This window comes from Argonema antarcticum A004/B2, from assembly GCF_023333585.1.
GTDB classification, from domain to species: Bacteria; Cyanobacteriota; Cyanobacteriia; order Cyanobacteriales; family Aerosakkonemataceae; genus Argonema; species Argonema antarcticum.
This window is the reverse complement of sequence record NZ_JAIQZN010000054.1, coordinates 22,292-37,775: the sequence shown is the minus strand read 5'-3', so window position 1 is coordinate 37,775 and position 15,484 is coordinate 22,292. Positions and strand designations below refer to the sequence as shown.

The window sequence follows — 15,484 nt, the reverse complement described above, 5'->3', positions numbered from 1 at the left end:
CAATATCTGTCAGTTTGGCAGAAATTTTTCCATTGTCCAGATTTCTTTAAAAAAGTATATATAGCGCTACGCGAATACATTAGGACAGTATTAAACGCTCAAAGCAAGGCGGGGACTGTGTTTTTACTCAGCACTCAGCACTCAACACTCAGCACTTTGCTATAAATATCAAGCCAGTTCCTCCGTCACGACTCGGCGCAAAATCTCTGTGACTTCTACTGCCATTCTAGCATCGAGTTGAACTGCATCGCGACTAGCTCCCCGCAAAGCCATGCTCACAGTTCTCAATTTAGCAGGATTTCCCTCCGCTTTGGGAAGTTCATCGACAAATTGTATCAGCGCTACATACACAAATTCATATCTATTTCTGCTACTGCTGTAACCATTACCCAATTTAGAAATAATTACTGGCGAGCTGATAAACCCTGACAATCCTAATGTTTTGATTGCCACATCAGTGTAGCGGCAAGCATCTGTACCCATCGCTCTAATACAGCTTTCAAGACTTACCCATTGTGCGTTGGGAAACCGGGCTGCCTGAGTTATGTGATGATGCCATCCTAGCATGGAAATAAATCGAGTCAAATCGTAGGTCGTGAGGAGATTTTCTCCTGTAGAACCCTCTGATGCGGGAATTAGCAAAACTTTTCTTTTTTTTAGATCGTAGACTTCTGGGCTATAAATAAAAGCAGGTTCGCCGTAGCTGCCACGGAAATCCGAATTAGGATTGCCGGTAATCTTTTTTACCCAATTTTCCAATCCGGGACGAGTCTCGAATCGTTTGAACATAGCAGCCAATGAGTTGGAACTGGCTATGCGATCGCCATAACTTACAACATCCCATACTAACTCATAAAATGGCAGATCTCTTTTGCGTCGATCTCGATCTCTAATAACGCAATTGTCGATATCCGTATCGGGTGAATTTGCATTTACTCTACACACAACATTGAGTATAGGGATGATTTTAGTACTACTCCAAAATTGACCTTTGGTAAGTGCATTTCTTCCTAACCAGTGTGCCTTAATCTTATTTTCTACAAAACTGCCAACGCAAACACACGCCTCTTGAATATCGCTATGCAGAAAGTCTAATCCTTGCTGGTCAATTTCTGGCATTTTTCCTACTTCTGGATAGGGAGTAAACGTTACCGTTTTGTCAGATCCTTTCAGCACAACTGTTTCCCCGTAGGAAACCACGTTATCACGATCTGGCTTGGCTTTGAGACGCTCTGGATAGTCTTTAATATCTTGTTTGTATGGCGAACTTTGAACACCTCTATATAAAAACGCTAACTTATCAGCGCTGGCATTCATGTTAATCTCTATTTTCATCAAATCCTTAAAAATTTGCACCCTGTCTTTTGCTTGTTCTAGCTTATTCACTGTAATAGGAATCGGCTGATTATCTTTGTTATTTGTTGGCTCGGAAAAGGGACTAATTTGTTTGCCATCTATGGCTTGCATTATAACTTTAGTAACTTTATTTTTCGCATCATCCATCGCTTTGGCAATCAACCTTCCAGCTACAACTTTTGCATTGTAAGGCTCTGCTGCGTACCACTGTCCGCCAAATGCGTCAGCCCACTTATCCCAATTGGCAATGAGTTTTTCCACTTCTTTATCGGCGATTTGCGTGCTTTTAAAGATTGAGTAAAAAGCTGCCACAGCCTCATCGTTATTCACTGGGTTGACAGCAGGGGTAACTGGTGCTGTTACCTGTTTTCCATCCAGGGCAAGTGCGATCGCATCAGCAACCTTGAATTTGGCTTGTTCTACCTCTTCTAGAAGCTTCTTACCAGTCAAAATTTTGGCGTTAGTTTCAGTAGGCTCAAACCACTGGGCATCAAAGGCAACAGCCCATTTGCTCCAATAAACCTTCAGTTTTAAGGCGGCATCATCAGCCGTCTGTGGATTATTGTTGAAAAGCGCGTTGAATTCAGCCTGCCCCTCACTATTGCTAATCGTGCGCGGTTCAAGGATAGATGAAGTTGACATAAGTACCGCCTTTAGATAGATAATTGGATAAATCTAATTTTTCATTATTATCAACGATCGTGTCTGCCGCTCAGGTAAAATACGATAATAATTTTGTAAAAATATGTTTATCCAGCGGCAATTCAATCTAAAATCCAAAATCTAAAATCCAAAATCGAATGACTCATTCACCTCGCAAACAATTCGCTCAGCACTGGCTCAAGAGTGATAAAGCCCTAAACCAGATTGTGAAAGCGGCAGAAATTACTAAAAGCGATCGCATTTGGGAAATTGGCCCCGGCACTGGCATCCTGACACGCCGCTTATTGCCCCAAGCTCAAACTGTCGTCGCCGTGGAAATCGATCGCGACTTGTGCCAGTTACTAGCTAAAAAGTTGGGAAAAACTGAAACTTTCTTACTGTTGCAAGGCGATGTCCTCAGCATCGATTTAGCTGCTAATCTGGCTAACTTGCCCGCTTTCCAAAATCCTAATAAAGTTGTAGCCAATATCCCATACAATATTACCGGGCCGATTCTGGAAAAACTCTTAGGTACGATCGCCAACCCAAATCCCCAACCCTTCGAGCTAATCGTGCTGCTGGTGCAAAAAGAAGTGGCAGAACGGCTATATGCCAAACCGTCGTCGAAAGCATTTGGCGCATTGTCAGTCAGAGTGCAGTATCTAGCAGATTGCGAGTTAGTCTGTCACGTACCAGCAAGAGATTTCGAGCCGCCGCCAAAGGTAGATTCTGCCGTAGTGCGGTTGCGTCCCCACACCCGACAAGCTGCCAGTGACCCCAAATTCCTGGATAATTTGGTTAAACTTAGCTTTGCCGAAAAGCGCAAAATGTTGCGAAATAATTTGAAAAGTATAGTAGAACGCGATCGCCTGACCAACTTACTGGAACAATTAGAAATAAACCCCCAAGTCCGCGCCGAAGACCTCAGCGTCGCTCAGTGGATGGAATTGAGTAACAGATTAGCCCCTAGCCCCTAGAAAAGTCAAAAGTCAAAAGTCAAAAGTCAAAAGAAAGAAAATTCTCTCTCTTAAGAGTTCCCTCTTCCCTAGCCCCTCTCTTCCCCTAGTGCAGCGCGGCAGAAATAATCCACCAGTTCAGAAGTAGTTAAATGCCTTACACTCAAAGGATTTTTGACTTTTGACTTTTGACTTTTGACTTCCGCGTAGCGGCACTAGCCCCTTTTTGACTTTTGACTTTTGACTTTTATAGCCCCTAGCCCGTAGAGTGGGAGAGCGGGGAGTGGGAGAGCAGGCAATTACTTCGTTCCTTTTCCCCTTTTTCTTTTGACTTTTGACTTTTGACTTTTGACTTTTCTAGGGACTAGAAATGCGCTCCTACACCCTAATTGCCCCAGCCAAAATTAATCTATATCTGGAAATCCTGGGCGATCGCCAGGATGGCTATCACGAGCTGGCAATGGTACTGCAAAGTATAGATCTAGCCGATCGCATCGATCTGCGCTCTAACGGTACCGATGTCATCCGCATTCACTGCAACCATCCCGGCGTACCGCAAGACAAAACGAACCTCGCTTACCGAGCCGCCACACTGATGATAGACCAATTCCCTGACGCCTTTGCACAATATGGCGGCGTGGAAATTGAGATTGACAAGCGGATTCCTATCGCAGCTGGGTTAGCTGGCGGGTCTACAAATGCAGCCGCAGTTTTGGTAGGCTTGGATTTGATCTGGAATTTGGGCTTAACTCAGTCGGAATTGCAGGAAATAGCAGCTCAACTGGGTTCGGACGTGCCTTTTTGCGTCGCTGGCGGAACTGCAATCGCCACAGGACGCGGCGAAAAGCTCTCCCCCTTACCCGATTTAGATCATCTATACCTGATATTGGCTAAATACCGCAGTTTAGAAGTTTCCACAGCTTGGGCTTACTCCACCTACCGAAAACAATTTGGCAATACTTATGCCTGCAACACCGAAAGTGCAGAAGCCCGTTCTGTTAAGGTAAATTCTGGTTGCCTCGTAAATGCGATCGCTCATAAAGATAACGCTAAAATCGGTGAATGCCTCTACAACGACTTAGAGAAAGTCGTCCTAAGAGCCTATCCTCAAGTCTTGCAACTGCGAGAAGCATTCCAACGCACGGGGGTTTTAGGCACAATGATGTCAGGTTCCGGCCCCACAGTCTTTGCCCTCACCGAGTCCCTTCCCCAAGCTCAACAAATACAAACAGAAGTAGAGAATGCGATCGCCAACCCCGATCTAGACTTCTGGATAGCCCAATTTAGCCCAAACGGCATTCGCGTTGCCAATTGACTTAAATTATCAAAAACTCAAACTCTGTAGTCTCCTGCTAATCCAAAATCCCAAAACGAGCTTAAAGCTTATGCTTGACCAATCTCCCCCCAATCCCAAATCCCAGATCGAAAATCCCAAATCGACCGACTCCACCTCAGCGACTCCCCTACGTTGTATAACAGGTTCCCTGATTGCGGGTGCAATGGCGACCGGACTTTATTCCCTCACCGCTTCCATTGCCCAAAGCTTTGCCACCAAACCAATTCAATCCCACAACATCACTGTTATTAATATCACCGTTGCCGTTCGCACCCTCGTCGTCGGCGTCAGCACCTTGGCAACCGTCATCTTTGGCATAATCGCGATCGGTCTTGTCGCTTTAGGCATTCAACTTTTCATTCAACAGTTCAAAAACCAGCCTACCCCACCGCAAAGTTAATACCAATTTGCTAGTCGAGTGGGGGTGGTTGGGTTTTAGGGGGCGATCGCAACAAAACTCAAAATGCTGCGATCGCTATCCTTTCCTATGCTAGAATCCAGAAGAGAATTTCAAACAAAAACGGTTTATATTAATTGTTGGGTGAATTCTGCACTGTTTTTAGTATGCCTGCCAAAGATATCTACCACAATGCCGTTAAAAATGCCTTAATAAAAGACGGTTGGACAATTACGGCTGACCCCTACTTGATCAAATATGAGGATGCTGGGCTATATGCGGATTTAGCAGCCGAAAAGCCGATTGCAGCCGAACGTCAGGGACAAAAAATAGTTATTGAAATTAAGAGCTTTGTTGGGCGTTCGCTAATGTATGATTTTCATGCCGCACTAGGTCAATACATTGTATACCGAAATCTCATTCAACTCACCGCTCCAGAATACACGCTATATTTGGCAATTGATGATGTCGTATACAAAGAGTTCTTTCAACGTAAGTCTGTACAAGTAGTTACTCATCAGAATCAGCTTCTTTTAATAGTAGTTGAAATGGAAAAAGAGGAAATTAGGCAATGGATAAACTAGAATACTATCGCAGTACGGTTAAAAAAATATTAACTGGATATTATGAAATGACGGTCAAGGGAGAGCTTACGCTAGATGAATTAGAGTCAGATAATCGTCTTGCATTTGACGAAGAACGAGATCAATATCTATGGTTTCACTCTGGTTGGGAAGGCAAACAACGGATACGTTACATTACTATGTATCTTCGCATTAAAGATGGCAAAATTTGGGTTGAAGAAGATTGGACTGATTTGTGTGTAGTTGACGATTTATTGGCAGCAGAAATTCCTAAGAGTGATATTGTTTTAGGGTTTCATCATCCCAGTAAGCGACCTTTCACAGAATTTGCTACAGCTTGATTAGAAACAAAAATTTACCGTAGTAGCGATCGCCTAACAGCTTATTACCAATTTCAAGGTACTACCATTATCCAGTTGGACGGGAAAAATTTTGGTATATTTTCCTCCGAAAGTCCTAAGTTACCCGGCTCTTCCGTACTTAGTGTGCCAAATTATTATAAGTACGGAAGAGCCCCATCGCTAAGGAATTTTCAAAAAATCAACCGCTCCAGTAGAGGCGGTGTACCAACACTCGCCTCTACTGTAAAAATTGTGATTGCTATAGACGTAGTAACGTTCTTATTCGTCGGCGACGGCAGCGGTACTACAGCCGTCTTTGCCCGCTCGCCTGAACGCCCACACCCTAAGTAACTGGAGTTTAGACGATCGCACCTGCGGTGCGATCGTCTAAACGTAGATAAGTTAGGTGTAGATAGTTCACGATGGCAATCCCGGACGTGGCAGGCTGAAGCCGTTACTAGCAGGGGCATACAAACCGGGCTGGGAAAAAGTGACATAAGCCATACCTGACCTTGGCGACTCATTCTGCTTAACCACAATCGGTTCTTCTCGATAAAGTCCGATCGCACCATCCAACCTTGCATTAGCTAAATTCGCACCACTCAAGTTGGCGTTCAACAAGTTAGCACCACTCAAGTTGGCGTTCAACAAGTTAGCATCTCTCAAATCCGCACCACTCAAGTTTGCATCTTTCAGGTCGGCACCCACTAAACGGGCATCACACAGAGTCGCATTAGAGAGATTAGCACCCACCAAATTCCCATTTCCCAAATTAGCACCACCCAAATTCGCACCGCAGAGATTGGCACGATTCAGATTAACCCCAATCAGGTTAGCACCATCCAAGTCAGCACCGCTGAGGTTGACTTCACTCAAGTTGGCGTTCACCAAATTGGCAAACCCCAGGTCAGCACCGCACAAGTTGGCATTATTCATCTGACAGTCAAAAAGGTTTAGCCCCTTACAATCAGCTCCACTTAAGTCAGCATTAACCAGATTCGCCGAAACCAGGTTAGCAAAACTAAGATCGACACCGCTTAAGTTAGCACCGCTCAAGTTGACACCATTCATATTCGCAAAAATCAAGTTGGCACCGCTTAAGTCAGCACCACTCAAATTCAGCCTTACTAGGGTTGCCTCACTCAGGTCACCCCCTTGGCATTGTTTGGTTTCGAGCAATCGTTTGATATGTGCGCTATTTCCAGCCATATTCCTACCACTTAGACCAGACCGCGAAGTTTCTTGGACTGAAAACCGCGATTCATATTCTTTAATTTCTGGGATGAGGGGTGACACCCCTCACTTGCTTTCCACATCATAAACAAAAATCGGCAAAATGTCTGCCACAGCAGCAGCTGGTCAAGTTTGGATGTTGCCAAAAAATAAAGACGACCCTCCGGTCGTCTCAACGTAATTGCGCCATTTCAGCTTGAGGGTGAGAACTAAAAACCGGGTTTCTTGGGTTGGAGGAACGAAATATAGCAAAGTGCTGAGTGCTGAGTGCTTCGGCTTTAGTATAAACACAGTCTCCGCCTTGCGAAGAAGCGTTTAATACTGTCCTAACCGATGTGACGGTGGCTATATCGACCTTGACAACCAAAGAAACCCGGTTACTGAATCGGTGTTCTGGAAGCTAACGGGTTCAGCAAAATTGACGAGTGTGGAGTACAACTTCTCCATGATCGGGAATCCAGGCTAACCACTCTCTCTGCGAACACTGGCACAGAAGAAGTGCTTCGTCAAAACTCAAAGGGCTAGGAAGCTCTAAAAGTTTTACCCATGTAGACGGTTGGAATTCTTCCTCCAAAGGAAGCGTTTGGGTTTCTATGGCCCAATTGTAGGATTGGAAACGTGGCGTTCTAACAACTTCTAGCTTATCGATGTCGAGTTTCATAATTTTCTTGCCTTGGTAAGCAGACTGCTGCTAAGCCCTTTCGATCGACTCCTCAAGCTTTCGATCGAAGCGGTCTTAGCCAATGGTCTAAAATTAAATTGCTTCTGTAACTTACGCTACAGAAAAATTTCTACTTTAGTCAACTAAGTGTCTTAGAACTTTACAATTCTGAGTAAAACCTCTCTAAAAGTCGCAGATTAGCCTCCCAAATAGCTCTTTTCTTCACCGATACAGGAGAAATCTTGCTAGCTTGGAAGATGAATAATAAAGTTAAACACTCAGCTAATCCACGCCAAGTTGCGTGGGCTAGCAACAGCTTGTGACAAGCAAGCCCAAAGAGGGATCTTCCGCAATACTCCTTTTGACTGAGCAGTAAGAGGATGTCAATTAGGAGAAAATTCTGTGACTGGGTTGTTCCAGCCTTCTAGTCAAAACAAGAACGCTTTCATAGCCAGCCTGACTGTGATATTAGGGTGAAAATACATGATCCTTCTCGATTCCCAGCTCATGCCCTGCGAAAACCACAAAGATCCGCAAGAATCGACTCAACGGGTTGAACCGATCGAGCAACTTTTGGCGATCGGCACAGCCCTTTCGAGCAGCCAGAACTTGGGGGAATTGCTCAGTTTAATATTATCGAAGAGTCGGGAAATTACTTATAGCGATGCTGGCAGCGTCTATCTGATAGACCAGAGCGATGCCGTTCCTAAGTTGCTGTTTAAGGCGGCGCAGAATGCTTCTCAACCCAACGCAGATTTAAAAGAATTTGCTATGCCCCTGAGCCACAAAAGTCTGGCGGGGTATGTGGCGCTGACTGGGAAAAGCTTAAATCTGCCGGACGCATATAATTTACCATCGGACGTCCCTTACGACCTAGACGACAGTTTCGATCGCGACTTCTCCTACCGCACTCGTTCGGTTTTGGTATTGCCAATGCAAGACCAGTATGGGGAAGTAATTGGGGTACTTCAGCTAATCAATCGCAAGGTCGAACCGGATGCGGTTATCACTCCAGAAAATGTGACAAAAGTAACCCAGCCCTATTCCGAGTGGGAAGAACGGATTGTGCGATCGCTTGCTTCTCAGGCGGCTATTTCTATTGAACGCAATAATCTGCAAGAAAGCATCGAAAACTTATTCGAGAGCTTTGTCAAAGCCTCTGTAGAACTAATTGAAATGCGGGACCCGACGACATCGGGTCATTCTGAGCGAGTCGCCGAACTGGTTGTTTGTCTGAGTAAAGAAGTAAATTTAGTTACCGCTGGTTCCCTGCGATCGATTTATTTTGGCGATCGCCAAATCAAAGAAATTCACTACGCTGCACTCTTGCACGACTTTGGCAAAGTTTGCGTCCCAGAAGCCATCTTGAGAAAGCAGAAAAAACTTTACCCCGAACAACTAGAGATCGTTCGTCACCGCTTTGCTATAGCCCAGCGAACCCTGGAAATGGAAGTAGCTCAAGCTAAATTCAAGCATTTATTGGGGTCGCTCGATCATCGCCATCTTACTGATGTTACCTCTGAAATAGGCTGTCCTTATTGCCAAGAACAACAAAAATTCGATACCCATCTGGCTCAAGCGATCGATAAACTCACTCGATTTTGGGAACTGCTATTAGATGTCAATGAACCAGAAACAAGGGAAACCGACGAATTTCAGGCTTTTTCTGAAGAAGCTCTCGCTCAACTGACAGAACTGTCGAAGTATACTTATCGAGATATCGACGGACAGTTAAAGCCCCTAGTTTCCTTAGAAGAGATGACTCAACTAATGGTACCCAGAGGCAACCTCACACCCGAAGAGCGTTTAGAGATCGAAGCCCACGTTACCCACACCTACAAATTTCTCCAGCGCATTCCCTGGACGAAACATTTCAAAAACCTACCCCTCATTGCCTACAGACATCATGAAAAGCTGGATGGTAGCGGTTACCCTCAAGGCTTAACACACGAAGATATTCCCATTCAAACTCAGATTTTGACAATTGCCGATATCTATGACGCCCTCACCGCAAGCGATCGTCCCTACAAGCGCAGATTGAGCGTCGAAACCTCCCTACAAATTCTTCGACAAGAAGTCAACAAAAACAAAATCAACAGCGACTTGGTAGAGCTTTTCGCCCAACGTCAGGTGTTCGGGATCTTGGGTCACACCTTCACTGTTGAAGAAGACTCAGCTGCTTAATCTGGGGCTAGGGGCTAGGGGCTAGGGAAGGACTGGGGGACTGGGGGACTGGGGGAGAGAATGACCACTGACCACTGACCACTGACAACTGACAACTGACAACTGACAACTGACCACTGACAACTGACAACTGACAACTGACCACTGACAACTGACAACTGACAACTGACCACTGACCACTGACCACTGACCACTGACCACTGACCACTGACCACTGACCACTGACCACTGACTAATTTTTTGCAATTCTTATCTTTTGCCAAAATTTTCCCCACAGATTCCACAACCTTTCCCCAAAGCTGTCAAAACTTTTCCACAGAACTTCCGTAGTTTTCCACAGGTTTCAACGTTCGTATGCGGTCTTTCTATCCGATTGGGGATTTCTTTGACAAACACTTGAGCAGCCCGGATATGCTGAGTTTTAGTAAAGATATGTAACGAAAAACAGGCTGAAAAGCTTATTGGCTCGTAGCCTTTTTGTTTATGTCAAGACATTTGTAACATTTCGCAGCATTGACAAACCCACCCCCAAATAGCAGACAATGATGCGGCTGACCTATAAGGCGATCGGGGACTGGGGACTCAAAGAGTTTTGAGTGGTCAGTTGTCAGTGGTCAGTGGTCAGTGGTCAGTGGTCAGTTGTCAGTTGTCAGTGGTCAGTTGTCAGTGGTCAAGAAAATTTCTCCTCTGCTCCCCCACTCTCCCGCTCCCCCGCTCTCCCGCTCCCCCACTCTCCCGCTCCCCCACTCTCCCACTCCCCCCCTCACCCCCTCTTCTCTGGAGGTGTTTATGAACACAAACGTTAGTATGCTGGCCGAAATCCCTGAAGTACTGCACGAATCGCTCAAAAGCTATTTGGAAAGTCATCCAGATTGGGATCAAGACCGGGTTTTTACTGCTGCTCTATCCCTATTTTTGCTGCAAAATGGGGGTGGCAACACCCCAGAAGCGTCGCGCAGCTATCGTAGAGCTGCCCAGGTATATCTTGAAACACTGTTCCGAAATTCTGTATAACAGTTATTTGCAATGTAGCAAAGTGCTTCGGCTTTAGTACAAACATATACCCCGCCTTGCTTTGAGCATTTATATAGTGTCGTAACCGCCTTTGCAGTTGCAATAACCAATGACAAATGACTTTTGACAAATGACAAACGTGCTAGATACCTTAATTGTTGGGGCTGGAATTAGCGGTCTGAGCCTAGCTCACGCCTTGCAGCAAGACGGGCGGCGGATTTTACTGTGCGAACGTCAGGGACGAGTTGGTGGAAATATCACCACAGGTATGGCTGAGGGATTTATCTGGGAAGAAGGCCCCACCAGCTTTGCGCCGACGCCAGAACTACTTCGCTTGGCTGTAGATGTGGGACTGGAGCAAGAGTTGGTGCTGGCCGATCGCAAATTGCCTCGTTTCGTCTACTGGCAAGGGCAACTGCTCGCGGTACCGATGAGTCCTCCCACAGCCATAAGTTCCCAGCTACTCACCTTGCAAGGCAAGCTACGGGCACTGACGGGCGCTTTGGGGTTTGTAGCACCGGCTATGGCGCTATCTGAACAAGGGGGAGAGGAAACGATCGCTCAGTTCTTCCAGCGTCATCTGGGAGCAGAAGTAACCCAGCGACTGGTGGCTCCCTTCGTTTCCGGCGTTTATGCTGGCGATCCCGATCGACTGAGTGCATCTGCATCTTTTCGGCGAATTGTCAAGCTTTCCGAAATTGGTGGAGGATTGTTGGCAGGAGCTATATTGCAACGTCGGGGAACGAAGAAACAGGTGAAGCCCCAAGACCCCAACATTCCCAAAACTCGGCCTGGGGAATTAGGCTCCTTTAAGCAGGGTATTTCCGCTTTACCGCAAGCGATCGCATCTCATCTGGGCGATACCGTTAAACTAGGCTGGCACCTGAAGAAGCTGCAAAAGAGCGATCGTCAAACATACATAGCAGAATTTGATACACCCGCAGGACCTGAACAGGTAGAAGCTCGCACGATCGTCCTTACCACACCCGCCTACGTAACAGCTGACCTCCTGCAACCTTTGATACCAACAGCAAGCCAAGTTTTAAGGGAAATTCCTTATCCTCCCGTAGCCTGCGTTGTCGTCGCTTATCCACAAACTGCCCTAAAGCAACCTCTACGTGGCTTCGGCAACTTAATTCCACGCGGTCAGTCCATTCGTACCCTTGGCACTATCTGGTCTTCCAGTCTATTCCCAGGTCGCGCTCCCCAAGGATGGCAACTGCTAACCAACTTTATTGGCGGCGCAACCGATCCTGAAATTGGCGATTTAGACGATGAGCAAATTGTTCAAGCTGTTCATCAAGACCTTTACCGCATCCTCCTTAAAGAAGATGTACCACCAAAAGTTCTCGCCGTGCATCTTTGGAAACGGGCGATTCCTCAGTACACTCTGGGGCATCTCCAGCGGTTAGAGCAAGTTAATCAAGCTATAGAACAATTTCCCGGTTTATTCCTGTGTAGTAACTACTTTGATGGCGTTTCGCTAGGAGACTGCGTTAAGCGGGCTATTGAGCTATCTGCGGAAGTTCGCCAACATTTGCAGCTAGCACCTTTGGACTAGCGGATAGGTACGATCGAATTACAAACCTGTTAAAGCTTCAGTAGAATTGGGAACCACAAGCTTGTAGCCGACATTTCGGACTGTGTGAATTAATGTCGGCTGACTCGCATCTGCTTCAATCTTCTTGCGAATTTGATCGATATGAACATCAACAACGCGGTCTTCTGCTCCTTCTATTCCTGCGTGTTCGTAACCCCAAACTTCTTGAATCAGCTCCTTGCGCCGCCAAACTTTACCCGGATGACGGGCTAAAAAATACAGTAGATCGAACTCTAATGTAGTTAAAGGTATGCTTTGATTGTTGAGGGTGACTTCCCGTAGCACAGGATCGATTGCCAGCTTTTCTAAGACTAGAACCTGCTGTTGTGCAGGAGTCGGGGTCGGGTGGATTCGCCGCAAAAGAGCCTGCACTTGTTTTTCTAGAACTTCCACATAAAAAGGCTTGGTAACATAGGCGTCAGCCGATTCTAATCCAATAATTTGAGATTTTACGTCTGTTAGGCTTGTCAGTAGCATTACAAGCACACCTGTACGGTTCTTCATTTCCTCACAGAGTTTAAAACCGATCGTGTCAGGCAAAATCACATCCAGAATCACCAAGTCAGGCTGGAATTGCTTAAACACCTCCAAGGCGTTCTTACCGTCGGCGGCGCATTCTATTTGATAGTTCTGCTTGCTCTGGGTTAAGAACCGATAGATTAAATTTCGGATTGCTGGGTCGTCATCAACGACAAGGATCTTTCTGCGAGCTACGTCGGTTTTCATCTGTATTCCCCCTTGGAGACCCCCACTGTACCTGTACGGTTGTCAGTGGTGGGAGGAAAAGGGGGGCAAGGTTTATGCTGCATAAGAATAACCATCCTTTCTATGAATAGTTGAACAATATTTGTAGCTAATCCCCGACACCAATTCTGATGCAGAAATATTAAATGAACCTGTCGATCTAACTGCAACACGACCGACATAAGTGCCGATTTTCTTTCCAGAAGTAACTACCGCTTTTACGATGTCACCCGTTTGGAAACCCTTAACAAACTGAAATCTTGGAACATAACGAGATGGAAATCCAAACTTATCGGTGCGACACATTTGGCGAGTTCCATGTCCATTAGCCTTAATTAACAACGGTTTGCTTGTTAGAATTTCCAACGATACAACTTGTCCAACACAAGCCGCATCAATCCAATGGGTTTTAGGCAAATTTAATTGAGTGCGATTGAACTTAGTTAAACCGCCACTGACTGTCTCAACAGGCAAACCAGTTTCCTTAAGTCGGTTAAACAACGCCCAACGAGTTGAATTCACCGCTGCTGCATCTTTAAGTGGACGTTTGGCTTGAGAAAGAATGCGTTTCAAAATCTCCGGCTTTTTAGCTAGGAATTGCTCAATATTCTGAGTTCCTTTCTTAGTATTGCATTTTTCACAAGCAAGGCAGAGGTTGGAAATTCGATTAGACCCGCCCTTAGCTTTAGGATGAACATGATCTATTTGTAACGGTATATTTTCAATACCGCAATAAGCACATTTCCTCTCCCACTTATTGAGTAAATATTCTCTAACCTCGTAACCCAATAAAGTACCTTGTTGATATTCAACGCCTGAGATTTCAGGGTTTTCTACCTGTGGCAAATCAAACCTTACAAGCTCTTGAACAATTGAGCTAATAGGTGCAAGTTTAATTAGTCTTTTTACCCAGGTTAATGTGGTTTCAACTCGATGTTGGAGACTAGGAGCCAACCAATTTTTAGAACGGTTACGGTTTAGAAACCTGGCTTTACGGTAGCGAGTATGGCGGTTTCGTCGCCAAGAGCGTATTGAGCGTCGAGATTCAAGACTAGCTTTAATAGCTTGACCCCGATGGGTTAGTTCAGCCCCAAAAATCACTTTTTCTCCTTGAACTAAAGCTATGCCAGTTGTCTTAGAACCAGGGTCTATTTTTAAGATGATTGGTTCTGGAGTTGCTGTTACTTCCTTTTTGAGAATTAGGGTGAATGGATACCGCCTAAAAACAGCCGCTTTACCATTGGCTAACAACTTACGAGCTAGTCCTGGTTGGATTGGATTAAGTGGCCGTCTCTGGGTATCAAGTACAAAAACAAAATTAGACATTTTAAGTCCTCCCTTTCGGGGTGATATTAGCTTCGTCAATGTTTAAGGTCGGTGACTATCTTAAAAGCACTGGCTTAACCCTTAAACCTGTTTAACTTTTAAGTTCTAGTGCAGAGAACTAGCAACGCATTCTCTGGTAGGTCTTTAACGCTTGCCTTAAACGTAGTCAGTTAAGACTTAGACTGGTCAACTAGGCTCTTTCAAGCCTCCACTATATCGGTACTCCGATTAGTGGTGGGTGGTTGACGGTAGGGTCTCAAGCAGCACAGTCGAAACTTCAAAAGCAAAAATAGGAACCTGGCCCACAAGGAGCCAGAAACCGAAGCGTGTCACGGCTGAGATTTGTCTGCTTCTTCAGTGGGATCGGGAATCTCAAACTGGTAGCCAACACCCCGAATCGTCCGAATCATTTTATCCGGCCCAGAATCGGTTTCCAATTTCTTGCGAATTTGGCCGATATGAACGTCTACCACCCGCTGATCTCCTACGTATTCGTAATCCCATACAGCTTGGATCAGCTCGCTTCGACGCCAAACCTTACCTGGATGACTGGCTAAAAAATGTAGCAGATCGAACTCTAAGGCTGTTAAGGGCACGCTCTGATTGTTGAGCGTTACCTCTCGACGCACCGGATCGATCATCAGTTGGTCAAATATGATACGTTGTAGTTCCGCAGTAGTGACTATCCGCTGGCGCTTCAAGATAGCTGCAACTCTGACTCCCAATTCACTTAGACTAAAAGGTTTAGTGATGTAGTCATCGGCACCTTTGGAAAATCCCGTAATTTTATCTGCTTCGTCTGTCCGGCTTGTTAGCATTAGCACAAATACACCAGTGCGACTCTGCATTTCTTGACAGAGGTTATAGCCATTTGCATCAGGCAAATTCACATCCAGAATTACCAAGTCTGGGTTGAATTGCTCAAACACCGCTATGGCTGTCTTCCCGTCAACAGCAGACTCCATTTGGTAGTTTTGCTTACTCAAGAACCGCTGGATTAAGTTTCGGACCGCAGGGTCGTCATCAACGACAAGAATCTTGGCGAGAGACATGGCCACCACTTCACAGTTAAAGTTAAAGTTGAGGATAAATTAGCGAACTGAAAAGCTG

The 15,484-nt window shown here is 45.6% G+C and carries 17 protein-coding genes and 1 pseudogene; 9 read left to right on the top strand and 9 right to left on the bottom strand.

The features are described 5' to 3' along the window. Positions 1–168 precede the first annotated feature (168 nt). Complete coding sequence (locus tag LAY57_RS21560; RefSeq protein ID WP_249068906.1) at positions 169–1,998, bottom strand: peptidoglycan-binding protein; 1,830 nt, start codon at positions 1,996–1,998, stop codon at positions 169–171. Between the two features lie 158 nt (positions 1,999–2,156). Between LAY57_RS21560 and rsmA the strand changes: the two genes are divergently transcribed. From rsmA to LAY57_RS21535, 5 genes are all read left to right on the top strand, one after another. Beyond that, on the top strand, positions 2,157–2,975 hold the full coding sequence (rsmA, locus tag LAY57_RS21555) for a 16S rRNA (adenine(1518)-N(6)/adenine(1519)-N(6))-dimethyltransferase RsmA (RefSeq protein ID WP_249068905.1): 819 nt from the start codon (positions 2,157–2,159) through the stop codon (positions 2,973–2,975). A 349-nt stretch (positions 2,976–3,324) separates the two neighbouring features. Beyond that, entirely contained in the window at positions 3,325–4,269 is a 945-nt protein-coding gene (ispE, locus tag LAY57_RS21550) for a 4-(cytidine 5'-diphospho)-2-C-methyl-D-erythritol kinase (protein ID WP_249068904.1), read from the top strand. Between the two features lie 70 nt (positions 4,270–4,339). After that, on the top strand, positions 4,340–4,690 hold the full coding sequence (locus LAY57_RS21545; protein WP_249068903.1) for a DUF3082 domain-containing protein: 351 nt from the start codon (positions 4,340–4,342) through the stop codon (positions 4,688–4,690). A 164-nt stretch (positions 4,691–4,854) separates the two neighbouring features. Then, positions 4,855–5,271, top strand: a complete 417-nt coding sequence (locus LAY57_RS21540) for a XisH family protein (RefSeq protein ID WP_249068902.1) — start codon at positions 4,855–4,857, stop codon at positions 5,269–5,271. Continuing rightward, a complete protein-coding gene (locus LAY57_RS21535) occupies positions 5,259–5,612 on the top strand; it encodes a XisI protein (RefSeq protein ID WP_249068901.1) in 354 nt (117 codons plus the stop codon). The genes LAY57_RS21540 and LAY57_RS21535 overlap by 13 nt, the downstream gene beginning before the upstream one ends. A gap of 417 nt (positions 5,613–6,029) precedes the next feature. Here LAY57_RS21535 and LAY57_RS21530 read toward each other — a convergent pair whose 3' ends face one another. The 3 genes from LAY57_RS21530 to LAY57_RS21520 form a co-directional block, all read right to left on the bottom strand. Further along, positions 6,030–6,821 carry a pentapeptide repeat-containing protein gene (locus tag LAY57_RS21530; RefSeq protein ID WP_249068916.1) on the bottom strand — a complete coding sequence of 264 codons (792 nt, stop codon included), beginning with the start codon at positions 6,819–6,821 and terminating at the stop codon, positions 6,030–6,032. Positions 6,822–6,971: 150 nt separating this feature from the next. After that, complete coding sequence (locus tag LAY57_RS21525) at positions 6,972–7,136, bottom strand: hypothetical protein (RefSeq protein WP_249068900.1); 165 nt, start codon at positions 7,134–7,136, stop codon at positions 6,972–6,974. Between the two features lie 118 nt (positions 7,137–7,254). After that, positions 7,255–7,506 carry a hypothetical protein gene (locus tag LAY57_RS21520; protein ID WP_249068899.1) on the bottom strand — a complete coding sequence of 84 codons (252 nt, stop codon included), beginning with the start codon at positions 7,504–7,506 and terminating at the stop codon, positions 7,255–7,257. A gap of 507 nt (positions 7,507–8,013) precedes the next feature. On the opposite strand from LAY57_RS21520, the gene LAY57_RS21515 reads away from it, so the two are divergent. After that, positions 8,014–9,690: an HD domain-containing phosphohydrolase gene (locus tag LAY57_RS21515; protein ID WP_249068898.1), complete on the top strand. Its 1,677-nt coding sequence runs from the start codon at positions 8,014–8,016 to the stop codon at positions 9,688–9,690. 7 nt (positions 9,691–9,697) lie between these two features. Here LAY57_RS21515 and LAY57_RS21510 read toward each other — a convergent pair whose 3' ends face one another. Together LAY57_RS21510 and LAY57_RS36575 are read right to left on the bottom strand one after the other, a co-directional pair. After that, the gene (locus LAY57_RS21510) at positions 9,698–9,877 is read right to left on the bottom strand and encodes a hypothetical protein (protein ID WP_420839108.1); all 180 of its coding nucleotides are present in this window, start codon (positions 9,875–9,877) and stop codon (positions 9,698–9,700) included. Further along, positions 9,813–9,965 (bottom strand): annotated as a pseudogene (locus LAY57_RS36575) (hypothetical protein); the annotation flags it as partial. The pseudogene LAY57_RS36575 and the gene LAY57_RS21510, both read right to left, overlap by 65 nt. A gap of 321 nt (positions 9,966–10,286) precedes the next feature. Here LAY57_RS36575 and LAY57_RS21505 point away from each other — a divergent pair. The 3 genes from LAY57_RS21505 (at position 10,287) to hemG (ending at position 12,265) form a co-directional block, all read left to right on the top strand. Next, entirely contained in the window at positions 10,287–10,496 is a 210-nt protein-coding gene (locus tag LAY57_RS21505) for a hypothetical protein (protein ID WP_249068896.1), read from the top strand. After that, positions 10,480–10,704 carry a DUF2811 domain-containing protein gene (locus tag LAY57_RS21500; protein WP_249068895.1) on the top strand — a complete coding sequence of 75 codons (225 nt, stop codon included), beginning with the start codon at positions 10,480–10,482 and terminating at the stop codon, positions 10,702–10,704. The genes LAY57_RS21505 and LAY57_RS21500 overlap by 17 nt, the downstream gene beginning before the upstream one ends. A gap of 130 nt (positions 10,705–10,834) precedes the next feature. Beyond that, positions 10,835–12,265 (top strand): protoporphyrinogen oxidase, encoded by a 1,431-nt coding sequence (hemG, locus tag LAY57_RS21495; RefSeq protein ID WP_249068894.1) that lies wholly within the window; start codon positions 10,835–10,837, stop codon positions 12,263–12,265. A gap of 18 nt (positions 12,266–12,283) precedes the next feature. On the opposite strand, the gene LAY57_RS21490 is transcribed toward hemG, so the two are convergent. The 3 genes from LAY57_RS21490 to LAY57_RS21480 form a co-directional block, all read right to left on the bottom strand. Next, complete coding sequence (locus LAY57_RS21490; protein ID WP_249068893.1) at positions 12,284–13,030, bottom strand: response regulator transcription factor; 747 nt, start codon at positions 13,028–13,030, stop codon at positions 12,284–12,286. 72 nt (positions 13,031–13,102) lie between these two features. After that, positions 13,103–14,374 (bottom strand): RNA-guided endonuclease IscB, encoded by a 1,272-nt coding sequence (gene iscB / locus LAY57_RS21485; protein ID WP_249068892.1) that lies wholly within the window; start codon positions 14,372–14,374, stop codon positions 13,103–13,105. Positions 14,375–14,703: 329 nt separating this feature from the next. Continuing rightward, positions 14,704–15,426, bottom strand: coding sequence for a response regulator transcription factor (locus LAY57_RS21480; RefSeq protein WP_249068891.1), 723 nt, complete (start codon positions 15,424–15,426; stop codon positions 14,704–14,706). Between the last annotated feature and the right edge of the window lie 58 nt (positions 15,427–15,484).

Excerpts from the sequence above, each read along its gene's own strand:
- LAY57_RS21560 (WP_249068906.1), bottom strand. The coding sequence starts at position 1,998 with ATGTCAACTTCATCTATCCTTGAACCGCGCACGATTAGCAATAGTGAG.
- rsmA (WP_249068905.1), top strand. The coding sequence starts at position 2,157 with ATGACTCATTCACCTCGCAAACAATTCGCTCAGCACTGGCTCAAGAGT.
- ispE (WP_249068904.1), top strand. The coding sequence starts at position 3,325 with ATGCGCTCCTACACCCTAATTGCCCCAGCCAAAATTAATCTATATCTG.
- LAY57_RS21545 (WP_249068903.1), top strand. The coding sequence starts at position 4,340 with ATGCTTGACCAATCTCCCCCCAATCCCAAATCCCAGATCGAAAATCCC.
- LAY57_RS21540 (WP_249068902.1), top strand. The coding sequence starts at position 4,855 with ATGCCTGCCAAAGATATCTACCACAATGCCGTTAAAAATGCCTTAATA.
- LAY57_RS21535 (WP_249068901.1), top strand. The coding sequence starts at position 5,259 with ATGGATAAACTAGAATACTATCGCAGTACGGTTAAAAAAATATTAACT.
- LAY57_RS21530 (WP_249068916.1), bottom strand. The coding sequence starts at position 6,821 with ATGGCTGGAAATAGCGCACATATCAAACGATTGCTCGAAACCAAACAA.
- LAY57_RS21520 (WP_249068899.1), bottom strand. The coding sequence starts at position 7,506 with ATGAAACTCGACATCGATAAGCTAGAAGTTGTTAGAACGCCACGTTTC.
- LAY57_RS21515 (WP_249068898.1), top strand. The coding sequence starts at position 8,014 with ATGCCCTGCGAAAACCACAAAGATCCGCAAGAATCGACTCAACGGGTT.
- LAY57_RS21500 (WP_249068895.1), top strand. The coding sequence starts at position 10,480 with ATGAACACAAACGTTAGTATGCTGGCCGAAATCCCTGAAGTACTGCAC.
- hemG (WP_249068894.1), top strand. The coding sequence starts at position 10,835 with ATGACAAACGTGCTAGATACCTTAATTGTTGGGGCTGGAATTAGCGGT.
- LAY57_RS21490 (WP_249068893.1), bottom strand. The coding sequence starts at position 13,030 with ATGAAAACCGACGTAGCTCGCAGAAAGATCCTTGTCGTTGATGACGAC.
- iscB (WP_249068892.1), bottom strand. The coding sequence starts at position 14,374 with ATGTCTAATTTTGTTTTTGTACTTGATACCCAGAGACGGCCACTTAAT.
- LAY57_RS21480 (WP_249068891.1), bottom strand. The coding sequence starts at position 15,426 with ATGTCTCTCGCCAAGATTCTTGTCGTTGATGACGACCCTGCGGTCCGA.